The 14939-nt window shown below is 29.7% G+C and carries 12 protein-coding genes; 1 reads left to right on the top strand and 11 read right to left on the bottom strand.

The window, feature by feature from the left end; genetic code table 11:
• Positions 1–2: 2 nt before the first annotated feature.
• The 10 genes from HF969_RS04965 to HF969_RS04920 all read right to left on the bottom strand — a co-directional run bounded on the left by HF969_RS04965 (position 3) and on the right by HF969_RS04920 (position 12262).
• The gene (locus HF969_RS04965; protein WP_143406547.1) at positions 3–485 is read right to left on the bottom strand and encodes a hypothetical protein; all 483 of its coding nucleotides are present in this window, start codon (positions 483–485) and stop codon (positions 3–5) included.
• 8 nt (positions 486–493) lie between these two features.
• A complete protein-coding gene (locus tag HF969_RS04960; RefSeq protein ID WP_090289432.1) occupies positions 494–736 on the bottom strand; it encodes an ECs_2282 family putative zinc-binding protein in 243 nt (80 codons plus the stop codon).
• 8 nt (positions 737–744) lie between these two features.
• Positions 745–3759 carry a type I restriction endonuclease subunit R gene (locus HF969_RS04955; protein WP_090289433.1) on the bottom strand — a complete coding sequence of 1005 codons (3015 nt, stop codon included), beginning with the start codon at positions 3757–3759 and terminating at the stop codon, positions 745–747.
• On the bottom strand, positions 3749–5023 hold the full coding sequence (locus tag HF969_RS04950) for a restriction endonuclease subunit S (RefSeq protein ID WP_090289434.1): 1275 nt from the start codon (positions 5021–5023) through the stop codon (positions 3749–3751). The genes HF969_RS04955 and HF969_RS04950 overlap by 11 nt, the downstream gene beginning before the upstream one ends.
• A gap of 1 nt (position 5024) precedes the next feature.
• Positions 5025–7169, bottom strand: coding sequence for a type I restriction-modification system subunit M (locus tag HF969_RS04945; protein WP_090289435.1), 2145 nt, complete (start codon positions 7167–7169; stop codon positions 5025–5027).
• Between the two features lie 6 nt (positions 7170–7175).
• A complete protein-coding gene (locus HF969_RS04940; protein WP_090289436.1) occupies positions 7176–7391 on the bottom strand; it encodes a helix-turn-helix domain-containing protein in 216 nt (71 codons plus the stop codon).
• 848 nt (positions 7392–8239) lie between these two features.
• Positions 8240–8449 (bottom strand): hypothetical protein, encoded by a 210-nt coding sequence (locus HF969_RS04935; RefSeq protein ID WP_090289437.1) that lies wholly within the window; start codon positions 8447–8449, stop codon positions 8240–8242.
• Between the two features lie 252 nt (positions 8450–8701).
• Positions 8702–9283: a CPBP family glutamic-type intramembrane protease gene (locus HF969_RS04930; protein WP_090289438.1), complete on the bottom strand. Its 582-nt coding sequence runs from the start codon at positions 9281–9283 to the stop codon at positions 8702–8704.
• The gene (locus HF969_RS04925; protein ID WP_090289439.1) at positions 9283–11607 is read right to left on the bottom strand and encodes an ABC transporter permease; all 2325 of its coding nucleotides are present in this window, start codon (positions 11605–11607) and stop codon (positions 9283–9285) included. The genes HF969_RS04930 and HF969_RS04925 overlap by 1 nt, the downstream gene beginning before the upstream one ends.
• Positions 11597–12262, bottom strand: a complete 666-nt coding sequence (locus HF969_RS04920; RefSeq protein WP_090289440.1) for an ABC transporter ATP-binding protein — start codon at positions 12260–12262, stop codon at positions 11597–11599. The genes HF969_RS04925 and HF969_RS04920 overlap by 11 nt, the downstream gene beginning before the upstream one ends.
• A 578-nt stretch (positions 12263–12840) precedes the next feature.
• On the opposite strand from HF969_RS04920, the gene HF969_RS04915 reads away from it, so the two are divergent.
• Positions 12841–13029: a helix-turn-helix domain-containing protein gene (locus tag HF969_RS04915; RefSeq protein WP_090289441.1), complete on the top strand. Its 189-nt coding sequence runs from the start codon at positions 12841–12843 to the stop codon at positions 13027–13029.
• A 795-nt stretch (positions 13030–13824) separates the two neighbouring features.
• Here HF969_RS04915 and guaA read toward each other — a convergent pair.
• On the bottom strand, positions 13825–14808 hold the full coding sequence (gene guaA, locus HF969_RS04910) for a glutamine-hydrolyzing GMP synthase (RefSeq protein WP_090289442.1): 984 nt from the start codon (positions 14806–14808) through the stop codon (positions 13825–13827).
• Positions 14809–14939: the final 131 nt, after the last annotated feature.

Below are 14939 nucleotides of genomic sequence, written 5' to 3'. Positions count from 1 at the left end.
CCTTATATACTGCGGAGTTCAGTATTACTGTACTTCTTGCCGTTTGCATCTTCCCAATTTGTCTCTATTTCAAATTTTGGACTTGATCCCATGTGATAAATTACATGTTCCTCAAAGCTCTGATTAGGCTTCAGGTATTCAAATGGGAATTTGTTTTTCATAAGGAGAACACTATATTTTTCTGGGATGGATGCTGTAATATTGTATGCAGTAGCATTACCAGAATTCCATATTTTAGCTTTATAAGACTCTTTAGATACTTTGTATACTTTAGCCTCAATATTTGGTCTATTTGGAGTATTTTGTTTATCCTCAATTTTCTTAGCTTGATGCTCCTTGATATAGAGCTCTAAAGATTTTAACTTTTCTTCAACCTTTCTTGATTTTCTACTTTGGAATAGTGCAATTGCCGAAAAAAAGAATGATAAGATTGGAATAATGTATGTTGTTATTACTTTAAGTATTTCTTCATATTGTACAGGCATAAGAACACTCACTTAGATTTCTTAAATATTTTTTTCAATTCTTTTTCTATTTCCATTAACGCTTCCTGCTTTACATCTTCTAAATTTGCATTAATTTTATACTCATTCGCTTCCAATAGCTCATCTTTAGTGAACTCTTTTCCACAATCCGAGCACTTATAAGTTGTCGACTCCAATTCTGAATCATACTCAAACTGATCATTTGCGCATATTGGACAATTTAATTCTATATTTCGTGATAAATCTTTCATTTTTCCTCCTACACAACTGTCTTCAAGCTATTATAAATATCTTCTACAAAGACACCCATTAGCTGTTTATTTCTCTCCTCATCATTTAGTAGAATTGAGAAGAAATCTGCATTCTGTTCATATCCTTTTACAAGTGCTTCTTCGACTGCATCAAAGTAAGCAAATCTAAAATCATTTATAGAGTTGCTTTTAGCACTATCTTTGAGTTTGCTATCTTTAAGAAGAATATCCCTCACTTGAAGAGCAGATTTTGTAACCACACCAAAATCAAATTCTTTGTTATATGCTAAGTTAATGTCATCAACAATCTTAGATAATTTTTCTTTTACAGTTTCCTCAAACCTAACTTCATTTGGCTTAGGCGAATTAATTTCAGGTTCTGATTCAATTTCACTGCTATACTCACCAGTTTGTATTTGCTTGAAGTTTGTAGCTGTTATCTTATCAGCTATGTCAAAATCATTGCTGATTTTTCCGACTTCAATTTCTTTTATTAAATAAGAAAGAAAATTATATTTTTTGTGTAAATCAATATCTTGGAATCTAGTAGCTTGAATTAAGAAACCATAGAATCTTATAAACTTCCTAATTTCACTCCTAATCTCTAATTTAACTAATTCTTCATTTTGATTGATTACACGAAGACTCTTATCCAATAGAGCCCACATTTTCTCTTTATCTTTCGAATGTCTTTTTTCTTTATATAACAATTGATTAAACTCTTCAATGTCATAATAATCTAAAAAACGATATTCTGAGATTCTCCTTTCGAGCTCTCTAATGGCTGAAGGAGTAATGGTTTCTCCCAAAACTATTTCTGTATAGTATGGCGCAAACGCCTTTTGAATGTCCTCATATCCATTTCTAAAATCGAGTACAAAAGTTTTCTTGTTATAACCAGGATATGTTCTATTTAAACGAGATAATGTCTGAACAGCATTGACCCCCTTCAATCTTTTATCCACATACATAGCACATAATTTAGGCTGATCAAATCCTGTTTGATATTTATTTGCAACTAATAATACCTGATATAAATCACTGTCAAATGCTTTTACTACCTTATCCTCGGACATATTGTTCATGACCGATTCAGTGTATTCTTTGCCATCCAGTGTTACTTTTCCCGAAAATGCTACAAGTGCCTGAATCCCTTTATAATTGTTCTCATTAATATAATCAACAAAAGCATTTTTGTACTTTACAGCTGATTGTCTAGATGATGTAACAACCATAGCTTTGGCTTTGCCGTCTAACTCATGCATGACATTATATCTAAAGTGTTCGACTATAATCTCTACTTTTTGAGAGATGTTTGTATCATGAAGTTCTATATATTTAACAATCTTTCTTTTAGCCGCAATAGAATCTAATTCGGGATCATTATCAACAACTTTATTTACTTGGAAATACGTTTTATAGGTAACATAATTATCTAAGACGTCAAGAATAAACCCTTCTTCAATTGCTTGTTTCATAGAATACAAATCAAAAGCTGTTTTCTTTCCTTCTTCATTCAATGTCCCAAATAGTTGTAATGTGGTGTATTTTGGTGTCGCAGTAAAAGCTATCATTGAAACATTATCAGGCTTACCACTTCTTCTAATTTCACCCTCAATTTGATCCTGCATAGTCGTTTCTTCATCATTTTCAACTTCATATAATTCTTGTTCTTCAGCTACTAATTGATAAGAAGATAAATTATACGAAACAGACTCCATCGCACTACCTGATGTTGAAGAGTGGGCTTCATCAATAATAAGGGCAAATTTTTTTTCTCTTAAATTATCAACTAATTCTTTAATGTACATAAACTTTTGAATTGTAGTTACAATGATTTTAGTATTTCCATTTAGTGCATCAGCTAAATCTGAGGAGGAACATTTATCATCCATCACTTTAATTAGTCCTTCCTTATGCTCTAGACTAAGCACAGCGTCTTGTAACTGCCTATCGACCACAATTCTATCGGTAATAATGCAAATAGTGTCAAATATAGCTTCATTCTTATCATTATGAAGAGAAGCTAGGCGATGAGACAACCAGGCAATAGTATTTGTTTTACCACTACCTGCCGAGTGCTCTATTAGATAATTTCGTGAAGTTTCATTCTCTTCTATATCTACAGCAATTTTTCTAACTGCATTGAACTGATGATATCTAGGAAAAATTATAGTTTCACTAATCTTTATTCTTCCAGTCAACTCATCTTCTTTCTTTTCTTTTTTTAAATAAATTATCTTATCTATAAGGTATAGTACCGTATCCTTTTTTAGAATATCCTCCCACATATAAGAAACATCTAATCCATCTTCGTTATGTGGATTTCCCTTGCCAGATTCAATCCCCTCACCTGAACCTTTATTGAAAGGTAAGAAGTACGATGAACCACATTTTAAGTGAGTACACATATATACTTCGTGTAAATCCATAGCAAAATTTACTATCGTGCCAGACTTAAACTTAAATAACCTAGTTTTAGGATCTCTTTCGTACTTAAATTGTCTTATGGAATCTTCATAATTTTGCCCTGTTGTATTACACTTTAATTCAAACGTGATGACAGCAATTCCATTCACAAAAATAACTAAATCAATTCTTTCATCTGGTTTGTGATTTACTTCTTCCATAACAGATAAAATATTTTTATTATATTTATCTAGAGCATCTTTGTTGAATGTATTCGCTGGTTTTCTGTACATTAAGAGAAGCTTTACACCTGAATCAAACTCGATTCCATGTTTTAAAACGTCTAATACACCTCTGTATGACTTATTTATTTCATTATTAAGATAATTTACTATTGTTTCTTCTGTCTTATCTTTATAGATTTTTCTTAACTGATCTAGTTCTTCTTTTTGCGTATCTTCTAGGAAAGAAAATAACATACCGATATCCATAGCATAACCAGGATGATACTCTGGAGCAGGTCTTATAATGTAATTATTTTCTTTTTCAAGGTACTCAAGAATCAGTTTTTGAAAATCTTTTTTTTCTCTAAGTTGTCCACTTTTAATCGCCATTATTAAACCCTCCTACTCTTCTCTTACCTGAGACGTATTCATAAATAGCGCTATTTTTATATTTGATCAATTTATCTATTTGGTTCTTTTTTCCTTCAATTAAGTTTCGAATAACTTTATAATTCTTGTCCAAATATACTTCTATCAAAGGTTGCTCTTCTTTAGGTATTACTGGCAAATATATATTTTTTAAGTTGTATGAATAAATAACGTCAATAGTAGTACTATTACTTAGATAATTTAACTGATCTCTGACTATATCAGTCTCATTAAAAATATATTTTAAGATTTTATTGCTAATCATCTCATTATTAATTCTAAACTTAATTAAACACGGATGAATTATTCCAAATTCAAAATCTTCTGGAACAATGGCCACTTTGCCAATTGTTCCTCGAGTGGTTAAAAGTATGTCCTTAGCTTCAACCTTAAAAGATTTTAACTCCCTCCATTTATCTTCATTTATAAATGTATCATTAGACTTAAAATTATCATCTAAAACTGTTCTTTGATTGTAAACCCATCTTCCTTCACCCTTAAAATCATTGCCTGATAAAGCTGAACCAAATGGACCTACTCTCATGTTTACTTCATCATCGCTTAATATATACTTTAATTTTTTTACATCCCAATGTACTGGAACTTTTTTAATCCAATTTACTAGCGTATTTTTGTACTGTATCCTTTCGTCAAGTCCCTTTGTAGCTATCTCAGTAATTAAAGATTTTTTATATTTTTCAAGAATCTCTATTTGTTTCTCAGTCTTTAAAATTAACGTATCTATTTTTTCAACTTCTGAATCTAGCTCCTCAACAATTTTATTCTGCTCACTTTTATCTGGAAAAGGTATTAATATGTTTCCTAAATCCCCCTGAGTCATAGATGGTAAAGCCGTTGAGGTCATATAATAATCATAATTAAAGCACAATGAACAATAATAAAGATACTTCATGTTAATTTTTTTTTTCTTTGTAGAGTAAAACATTGTATCAACAGTCCAAAAAGGCTCCTTTAAAAAAAGAGGTCTATCTACTGTTCCTTTTCTTCCAAATAGTACTGATTCTTCATTACACATGAAGTTAGAGGCTCTTGCGAATTCTCCGCCACTTCCAATAACAGGATATCCATCTTCTTCAACTTCAATATCTTTATAGTCTTTACCATTATTTATTTTAACGACATCTTTTAGTCGAAACACTTTCCATGGCTCAGGTATATCATCGAACCAATCTAATCGTCTTCCTAGCATATAATTGTTCTTCATGTTATTTACCTCTGCCCAAAAGTTCTTCAATTAAGTTTCTGGTTTCTTTTTCAATAGAAATAAATGCTTCAAGTAAATCATCTGCTTTTTCTGGTTCTTCATATTCATAAAAGTATCTAGTAAATGGAATTTCAGCTCCTAATTTTTCTTTACTATTGTTTTTCTTTTCATCATAATCATAAAAATAAATAGCATCTGGAACATGAGGTATTACTTCTTTTTCAAAATAGTCATTTATATCGTAAGATAATTTGATTATTTCAGTGTTTTTTGTTGTAGTATCAATCTCAACATTACCTTTTCGATCTTTTTGCACCACTGCACCTTTATCAATTTCTGTTAGCTCCAAAAGAATATTTTTAAGCCTACTATCTAAGTGCCCTTCAATACCTTTTAGAATTCCTTTAACTATCCCTTGAAATTCAGATAGATCATCGTAATCTCTATCTGAAGCATTTTCTTTCAAAGCTTTAATCACCTCTTTAGTATATTTCTTTCCACTTAAATATTTTTGATACTTCTTTTCATCTTTTGCACTTCTAGGATTCATTTCCTCTAATTCTTCAAATTCTGTCTGATTAAAAATATGAGAATTAGATGTAAATAAATCACTTTGTTCAAGCTTTTCAATGTTCTTTAGAGATAAGTTGCCTGACCTTTGAAGTGGCTCATAAACAACATACTCTTTATATAGAAACTCTTCCTTAGGAAATATTTTAGAATATTCGTTCTCTTCAAAAGCCGAATATAAATGAACTATTTTCTTTCTACTATCTAAATCTATCTCTCGTCTCTTTTTACCTAAGGACTTTCTTAATGGTCTATACATATCTACAGAATTAATAAGCTGAATCTTGTCTTGTCTATCTTTTCTTTTGTTTTTAGATATGATAAAGGCATATATAGCTATATCTGTGTTATAGAAAAGCTGTCCAGGCAAACCAATAATAGCCTCAATATAGTCATTTTCAATTAGCCATCTTCTAATTTGACTTTCTCCACTGGTTGTTCCACCTGAAAACAAAGGTGAACCATTTGAAATAATAGCGGCTCTTCCATCTGGAGTAAGTTTATTGACAGCATGTTGCATGAATAGTAGCTGTGCATCTGTTGTTGCAGGTAATCCAGCTCCAAATCTTCCGTTTAAGCCTTTTAAGTATTCTTTCCTGACTGCTTTCTCTTGCCCTTCGGGAGTGTCTTTTCCTCCCCACGCTGTTCCAAATGGAGGATTCATAATTACCAAACGCATTTTTTGATTTTCAAAGCAGTCTGTCATTAAAGTGTTAGCTTCAGGATCACCACCACGAATATTTCTAATATCCTGACCTTTGATAAGCATATCAGCTGCACAGATAGCATGAGACGTCTCTAAGATTTCCTGACCAAACAATCGAACATCTACACCAGAATTTCTTCTTTTCAACATGTCATAAGTAGTAGATAACATTCCCCCACTACCACAAGCAGCGTCCAAGACGGTACAAACTTTACCATCACCAGTAAGTAAATCATCGCATCCTTCGGCTAATAAAACATCTACAAGTAGACGAATAACTTCTCTGGGTGTATAGTGGTCACCAGCTTCAACGTTTTCTGAATATCTACGAATAATGTCCTCAAAAATATAACCCATTGAGTGGTTATCAATTCTTTTCGGGTCTAAATCAACTTCGGAGAATTTCTTTAAAATTGTATAAAGTCTATTGGACTTATCTAACTTTTTGATTTGATTGTATATATCTAGGTTAGTGAGAATTTCCTTAACATTCGGCGAAAATCCATTTATATAACTTTCAAAATTGATAGCTATATTATCACTATCATTTAACAAGTTTTTTAATGTAAACTCACTTGTATTGTAAAAAGGATATCCTGCTTCTCTTTCATAGAACACTGCAGGTTTCTTAGGATCTTTTTTATAAAGTTCAACTACATTATCTTTAGTTTCTTCAAGAGCACACTCAAACCTTCTGATAATTACCATTGGGATAATAACATCCTTGTATCTTTCTGCTTCATATGCTCCTCTAAGTGAATTTGCAATAGAAAGAACAAGGTTAACCTCTTTACTTACATCGATATGCTCTTCATCTAAAAAATAATCATTTATGAAATCATCATTAACTTTATTTAAATTTGTACTCATCTGCTTCTACCTCTCATACTCCATAATATCTTCAAGCTTGCAATCTAAAACAAAGCAAATCCTCGCTAACGTTGCTAAATCTATTCGCTTAACTTTGTTATTACAGTATGAGTTAAGTTGAGTTCTTTGAAGATTTGCTTCTTTTTCTAATTTATTTTTGCTGATATTTTTTGCTTCTAAAACTTCATCAATCTTAAAAATAACTCGTCCAAAGTCTTCCATAAATTGAATCTCCTTTAAAATTTTTATATCTTCATGTTAATTTGAATAACCATTAAAATAATTATACCAAACACAATATCTTTTTACACCTGTAAGATTTATTTAAATAAAACACTGGAATTAACTTTCAATTGATACCAACTCTTTAAATTAATTTACTTAAGTTTAAGAATTTAAATACTTTCTCTTGTATTTTCTTAATCTCTTCTATTATCTGTCTTATATCCTTTTTGTAAAAATTTCTTCCTCTTTAAAATAATAAAGACATATAGACTTATCCTCCGTCATAGCTATTACTACTGTTAAGTTTTTAATTACACTAACAAAACAATTTATATACAGCAAAAGCTCTAATCATAATGACCAGAGCTTATAATAAAATACTAAAAATCAAAATTTAAAGTATGCTTTTATAATTTTTTATTCCCACTCTTTATTTTATACCATCAACTATATAGTAAAGCTTTCAAATCAGCTATTATTTAGCAGTTCATTTCTGTTCTGTGCGTGTGATTTAGGTGTATTTTCAATTTCTTTTACCCGTTCCAGTCCCAGTTCCAATTAAACAGACATAATAATATAGACCATCCTAATAAAAATAATTTAATTCCCTTTAGAATTTCATAATTTCCCCATTAAATTCAATAAGGTTCCTCTGTGCTGTATCATCTCAATACTATTTACATTCTGAATTAATCCTAATATCATAGGGAACGATATTCTCTATATTTTTTGTTTTCTTGTCCTACAACTATTTTACACTAAGATAGCCTATCCAGTTTTATAATTTATATTGAATATCTTTACATGTATTCTAAAACTATAATTCGTTTATTAAATCAAATAAATCAAAAACCATTTTTTTGTATATCTTTAACATTTTTTAAATACAGTGAAATTTCTCCACATGAAGGACAAATACTTACACTTGGCTTATCAACTTTTCTAAAAAATTTTTTATTAATTTTGGTAACTATAATATCATAAACTTTAAAATTTAACTTTAATTTGTAACCAGGAATCATTTTAGTGCCGCATCTCAAACAATTTCTTTCCATTTAAAATCATCCTCTCTATTATTACTAAAAGAAAAAATACAAAAATCTGAACTAAAATATTTATAAAACTTCCTTCTAGAGCAAATCCTAAATTAATATTAGGATTAATTAGTTTGAATCTTCCTAAATCACCTCTAATTATTCCACTTACTGGAATAGAAATATACAAATCTATGCAAAGTTCCATAACCAGTGAAAGACACTTGCTCCATAGATTCCAGCATGATCATATATATAGGATGCAATTACAGATTATATAAATAAATAAACTGCTGGTATTAAACCAAAGTTTGGATACCCTAGATGTAATAAAATAAATAATAATGAACTTATTAGCAGTAAAAAAAATTTAGAAAAATTAGCTTTTAATTCCTCATACAATACACTCCTAAACAGTAATTCTTCACCTATAGATTGAAAAAGAAATACTATAAGTAGTATTCCTATTTTCCACTCAGCTTTGTTTGCAATAATACTACTCCTAAAAATTAACACATCTATTAAAATAATAATAGATATCATTGATAATGCTAATAAACCTGTAATAATAATCTTATTAGTTTCAAATTTTATCAATTCATATGTTTTTTCTTCAAATTTATTTAAATAAATTGAACAAACAAAACTTAGTAATATCGAAGGCAGAAACACTAAGATAGTAGAGTTTGTCAATTTACTTATAAAAACAATAATATCTTCTTTACTTCCAATAGCCGGTGATACAGAAATTATTAAAATAATTATCACCTTTATTAGTATTGCAAGAATAAATGATATAACTAATAATGTTATGCCAATTAAAATCCTTTTAAATAATCTTAAAACTGTATCCATCAATCAGACCTTAATATATTATAATCAATAAATTTACTTGTTCTAAAGAACATTTGAGAATAAGTTATAAAATTGAAAATTACAGAAAGAACTATAGTCATAATGACAGTTTTATTATCTAAAACCATCTCTAAGTCAAGGATAATTTTAAAAACAAACTGTCCTACTAGCCAATAAGTTGTAACCGCACACACTGAAGAAAGGATAGTAGCATATAAGAAATTAATTACTGTAGAAATTTTAATAAAACTATCTTTCTTTGATAAAGCTCTAATAATCGTAAAATCTCTCATCTTCATACTACCGTTTGACATCATCAACAAAACATTGAATAATAAAGCACTTCCACTAAAAATTAAACATATATATCTAAAACCCCGCAAAAATTCATCTGCTTTCTTCAGCATAGCTTGCCCCACCTGATCAAGACTTGCTATAACAGCATTTGAAATTTCTAACTCTGAAATTTCTTTATCAGTTTTTAAAAGAATCATTGAATTTTCTTTATCAATCTTAGGTTTTAAAATCCAATTGGAGTTTATAGTTCCATTATCATAAATGCCTCTAATATAATGTTTTGATATCTTTTCTTGAGTTACAATTTGAATTTCATCATTTATCTTTAAACCTTCTTTGGATTTAAAATCTTCGGATATTAGTATTCCATCTTTTTCTGTTTCAATTAAATCTTCTCCCTCTATTACTTTGAATTTATTGTTATAATTTTTTATGTCCACACCAACCTCAAAAATATCTACGATTTTGTCTTCAAAAACCATTAAACCATCCTCACTGGAAAACAAAGTAAAAGTTTTATCCCCATCAAGCTTCTCTTTTAGTTCTATCGCTATATTATCTAAATCTTCGCTTGCTATCATGTTATTATAAGGGATATCATTTTCTAGTTTTTCATCATAGGTTAATTTTAAAAAATTAGGAAATTTAAATCCTATTAAAAAAAAAATCAAAAGAAGAGTAGTGTTTAATATTAATAATATATTTATACCTTTTTCATTTCTGAAAGTCTTGCTAGTATAATTTAAAACTTCATTCTTAACTGGTATTTTAGTTAAAATAAAAAACATCAATAATAACATCAAAAGTAATATTGACATTAATACTAGGATCATAAAAAAACTTAGCAATAACATATTTTCTCCAGAAAAAACTCCATATAAAAACATGGAAACTAAAATCAAAGGTAGTAAAATAATTCCCAGCCGTTTGATTTTTTTAAATAGATCTGTATAATCCTTATTTAATAAACTCATGGGAGAAATCGCTCCAGCTGCAGAAGACAATACTTTTACAGTAATCATAAGTAAAAAGAAGTTTATGATAAAACCTCTAAATATTAATATTAAAATTTGACTATTTATACCCGTATTTTGTATCCCTAAAGAATTGGTTATTATTTGCTGAGCAATAAATGATATTGGTAAGGATAAAACAAGTGAAACTATACCAATACTAAAAAATTCTATAAAAATAGCTCTATTAATTACTGTGTTTTTTATAAATAAAAGTTTTAATATTGAAATGTCCCTTCTGTATTTTATTAGAAACATCATTATAGTTCCTGCTAAAACAGACATCATTAGAATATAACCCATCACATTTAATAAATTCATTGCTACACTTTGCATCTTAATAGAATCTTCCTGATCTTTTCTCGCATCTTCTATTGTTGTTAATTTAAGATTTGGGAATTTGTTTTCAAATTTATCTTTAATTATATCTACAGATTTAGAATTGATAATAATTAAATTTGGCTCCCCTGCCTTTTCAGATAAATGGTTTTGATTAATTTTACCATATCCTATAAATTCAGCTTGACTTGTGACTCCAGAACTTATATTTTCTATACCATTTATTGTAAATTTCTTATACCCATTATTAACTAATATTTCAATTTCATCACCTCGTTTATAACCAAAATAATCAGCTGTATTTCCAGCCAGAATTATTTCATCTTCATTTAATTTATAATCTCCAATTAATAAATCAAAAATAAACTTATTATCTTTTTTTTCCTTTATAACTGAACCCATAACATTATTCTTTATTATTTCAGCATTACTATCAATTTTAAATAATTCAGCTTTTATATCCTCTAATATCATATTACCTTCTATCTTAATATCTCCGCCATTAATTTTATCCACATTATTAGTTATTGCTTTATTTTGGTTATAGCTAATAATGGGAACAAAGATAGAAATTGAAAAACCAATAATCAATGATATTACAACTAGTAAAAGTATACTTTTATTCTCAGTCAACTGTTTAGAAAAATACAATTTAAATAATTCTCTAGAGTTCATTAAGTTCACCTTCATCCAGTTCTAATTTACGTTGTCCTAGATTTGCTAAGTCCTGATCATGGGTTACTACAATTAAAGACATTTCAGTCTCTTTCCAAATAGATATTATTAATTCTATTATTGTTTCTCCAGTTTTTTTGTCTAATGAGCCTGTAGGTTCGTCACAAATTAATATTTTGGGAGAATTTGCAAGTGCCCTTGCTACTGAAACCCTTTGTTGTTCGCCTCCTGACAAATTGTTAATTTTGGCCATTTCTTTTCCTTTTAATCCTACATCTTCTAATAATTTTTTAGCTATTTTCATTTTTTTATCTTTATTTTTTTCCTTATTCATTCCTAACATTATATTTTCTATTGGATTTAGACTACTTATCAAATTTGCATTTTGAAATATAAAACTTACATAATTGCCCCTTAATTCCTCAACTTCTTTCTCTTTCTTAAAATTTATTTCTTTTGACTCGAAATAGATGCTTCCACTAGTAGGTTTTTCTATTAACCCTATCAAATTAATTAATGTGGTTTTTCCTGAGCCTGACTTACCAATAATTGTAATAAAATCTTTTTCTTTAACTCTTAAATTTATGTTTGATAGTACCATTTGGGAATTTCCATTTGATGTAAACTCTTTACTTATATTTTCGAATTTAATCATTATAGTCAACCTTTCTAAAATTTAAAAATTTTTATTTTAAGATTATTATTTTTTAATAATCCTTAATTTAATAATCATATATCTTCACAACTACTTTCCTTTTTAAGTTTCCCTATTATTAATATTATTGACTATAGTATTGATTTTAAAACCGTGAATCCAAGTATAATCAATGGCGTCAGTTTAATAAACAAATTCATTAAGTTTGCTAATCCTATTTTTATATTCGCATTTCTCAAATCTACCATTATATTTTTAAATGAATCTATTATTAAATGAGAATTCTTTATTAAATCAACAATATAAACCCCAGCAGAGATCATTATTAATGAAACCGAAGATATATACAGTGTTGAATAAATAAAATATACGATATCTTCCTTATTAACTTTATTATCCGCTCTTACTTTTTTTCCGTTTTTTTTGATTTACGCTTCAAGCAAAATATATTAATAACTTTTTCATTGCTTGATCTTCTCCTTTTTTAAATTTACCAGCTTACTAAACTCACTAAACATAATATAATATACTAAAATAAAATAAACCCGACTTAAGTCGGGATTAGTAGGAATCTTGGTATGTACTATAATCTGACAGCCTTTGGCAATTATATTTGTAATAAAAGAAAGGATATGGGCTATACTCAAAAAGACATAGATAATTTAGCTTTACTTTCTACAGATACCCTGAGAAAAATTGAAAATGGAAAGGTCTTGCCCAATCAAATTACCTTAGAAGTCCTTTCCCTTGTATTAAAAAAGATTTAAACCTAATCCTATTAAATTTTAGACTTGATAATCAAGATAAATTTTTCGAAGTAAAAAAAGAGATTGAATATAAGATAGCTAATGAATATTACCTTATTAGAAAATAAGCTTGGAAGAATTGATTCCTGCCAAGACATCCTGCTCTTTTCTCTAGACCACCTGGATGAAACAAATATAAATTTAAGGCTTAGAATTATTTTCAACCTATCCTATACCTTCCATAGGCTAAGGCCTTCACAAGAAAGCCTTAGCCTATGCAAATCAATCCAACCAACTAAGTATAAAAGATAACACCCTTATGTTTCTTGGATTACTTTATTTCCGCAAGGGAATTGCTGAATTTAATGTAAAGAATGATAATCATATTCCCTCCTTAAGTAGGGCCTTAAGTTTACATGAATTATCAGGGCAAGATAATTTGAAGCAGAACCTTTAAAATATTTGTGCAAAATATAATATAGACTTAAACAAAGCATAGGAGATTCCAATCTAAAATCTCCTGTGCTTTGTTTAAATCACTGTTCAAACGTTCCAAACTATACTTATTTACAAATTTCTTTAATCAACTTCTCAATTTCATCCAAGTTTGCAAATTCTTTAGCATTTATTAATACGCTTTTTTTGCTAAGATATTCTGTATCTTTAGTATTTGTTCAGCGGACTATCTTCCTTTCTTAAAAAATCTAAGTTTAAAATAAATACTTGCATTAAAAAACACCATAGATCTTTATTCAGATCTCTATGGTGTCTCTTTCTGTAAGCCTTTTGCATTATTTATTAAGTTATTCTATTTAACTATTCCCACTCAATGGTTCCTGTAGGCTTTGGTGTGAAGTCATAAAGCACACGGCTCACACCTGGCACTTCATGGGTAATGCGGTCAACAAGGTGTTGCATTAATTCAAATGGAATATTCTCAACGGTAGCAGACATGGCATCCTTGGTATTGACTGCACGCACAATGACTGGCCAGTCATAGGTACGTTTGCCATCTTTGATGCCAGTAGATTTAAAATCAGGCACGATGGTGAAGTATTGCCATACTTTTTCAGCTAAACCATGCTTAGCGAACTCTTCACGTAAGATAGCGTCAGACTCTCTGACTGCTTCTAAGCGATCTCTAGTGATCGCTCCAAGACAACGAACCCCTAAACCAGGTCCTGGGAAAGGTTGACGGTAAACCATACCACTTGGTAATCCTAATGCTTCACCAACCATACGGACTTCATCCTTGAAAAGAATCCGTACTGGTTCAACTAATTCAAAGTCTAAATCTTCAGGTAGGCCACCTGCATTATGATGGGCCTTGATGCCGTCTTCACTTTCTAAAATATCTGGCCAAATTGTTCCTTGGGCCAAGAAATCGACACCATCTAGTTTGCGCGCTTCTTCAGCAAAGACCTCAATAAACTCATTCCCAATGATCATCCGTTTTTCTTCAGGATCAGTTATGCCTGCTAATTTATCTAAGAAGCGATCTGTACAATCACGATAGATTAAATTGGCATCCATCTGATTCTTAAAGACTTCAATCACTTGTTCAGGTTCGCCCTTACGTAATAAACCATGGTTTACATGGACACAAATTAATTGCTTGCCAATTGCTTTAATTAATAAAGCGGCTACGACAGAGGAATCCACGCCTCCCGATAGTGCTAACAGAACTTTCTTGTCGCCTACTTGCTCTTTGATCAAGGTCATTTGCTCTTCAATAAATTTCTCCGCCATTTCTCGGCTTGAAATGCGTTCCATAGCTTCAGGTCTTCTAATTTCTACCATTGTATTCCTCCTACATTTTTAATATCTTGCTTCCATTCTAACATGCTTGAACGAATGAAAGAATCTTTTTCCATATTTTTATTCGGACTTTATGCTTTTTGTTCGTTTTTTTCGAAAGATCATTTACCTTA

Origin of the sequence: Facklamia miroungae (genome assembly GCF_012396555.1) — a bacterium.
In the GTDB taxonomy this organism is placed as follows: Bacteria; Bacillota; Bacilli; order Lactobacillales; family Aerococcaceae; genus Facklamia; species Facklamia miroungae.
Note: the sequence above shows the minus strand (reverse complement) of the source record. Positions and strands in the feature narration are given on the sequence as shown.